1 protein-coding gene is annotated in these 1,106 nt (G+C 31.5%); it reads right to left on the bottom strand.

Annotated elements, in window-relative coordinates; genetic code table 11:
* Window positions 1–265: 265 nt before the first annotated feature.
* Window positions 266–1,024, bottom strand: a complete 759-nt coding sequence (locus tag WYK_RS06335; RefSeq protein WP_040373713.1) for a hypothetical protein — start codon at window positions 1,022–1,024, stop codon at window positions 266–268.
* Between the last annotated feature and the right edge of the window lie 82 nt (window positions 1,025–1,106).

Below are 1,106 nucleotides of genomic sequence, written 5' to 3'. Positions count from 1 at the left end.
ACTTGTTGTATTAATACTTGTATAAGTATACGTGTATATAACAGCAATCGCACTCTATATATTTAACTTTTTTATCCATAAACACCATGTATTATTGCCAATAGCTAGTAAATAGGCTAGTTAACATAATCCTTTATTATCGGTATTACCGAAGATTCATGAAGTCGTTAACAAAGAAAAAAGGACCACTTTTTGGACCTTTAAGATGTCTCCTTGTTCAACTAACGCCCCTGTTCGTTCTATAAGAATAAGTCCTATTTATAAATTACTTCTTAAAATCCAAAACATCTTTTTCCGCGACTCCACTTGTAATAAATCCACCTATTAATTTAACTATTTTACTGTCTGCATCAAGTTCTACCTTATATTTCTGCTCTTCGTATATTTCAATACGTGGAGTTACATCAAATATGCTAACCACTGAAAGCATATTGTTTTCATAAAAGTATTCCTCGTAGTAAAGGCCTGCGTACTCCTGTGTGCCACATACGCTACGTTCATACTTAACAATTTTCCCATTATCATAAGTACATCTGTACACCACATCAAAGTGACCCATATTATCAAATTCTACTCCAAGAACAATATCATCAGAGTAAATCAAGAATTCTTCATCAAAACGGCTAACTGGAGTGGTAAACTCATTTACACCTTTTACCCTTATCAATCTATTGTCTGCATCGAAACCGTATTCATAAGAATATTTCCCAAAATCAGGTTTTCTTTTAAGTAGTTTACCTCTTTTAATATTTCCTACGATTAAATCAAAGACCAGACTTGGACAATAATATCCTCTGTGAAGTGTTTCTCCACCTTTTGAATACTCAAAAGTGACAATTTCCTTTTCATTTGAATTCTGTAATTGGGAAAGTTTACTCGCAAACTCATTTCTAATGCTTACTAACTCTGAGATAATATCTTTGAACGAGTTTAATTTATCTTTGTCGATTTGAATATTTGAATTTTTCATTTGTTCCATCGCTGATTGTTGCAATTCATTTAGCATACGTTTAAAGTCATCCATTTTATCACCCTTTTAACAGTTCATTAATTGCCTTTATTATTATTTATTTACTTGTTGTTTGTTGCTTATTAAACTAAACTAT

Origin of the sequence: Peribacillus psychrosaccharolyticus ATCC 23296 (genome assembly GCF_000305495.1) — a bacterium.
In the GTDB taxonomy this organism is placed as follows: Bacteria; Bacillota; Bacilli; order Bacillales; family DSM-1321; genus Peribacillus; species Peribacillus psychrosaccharolyticus.
This window is presented reverse-complemented; position numbering and strand designations above follow the sequence as displayed.

Bases quoted from the DNA above. Each gene is read 5' to 3' on its own strand.
- WYK_RS06335 (WP_040373713.1), bottom strand. From the start codon at position 1,024: ATGGATGACTTTAAACGTATGCTAAATGAATTGCAACAATCAGCGATG.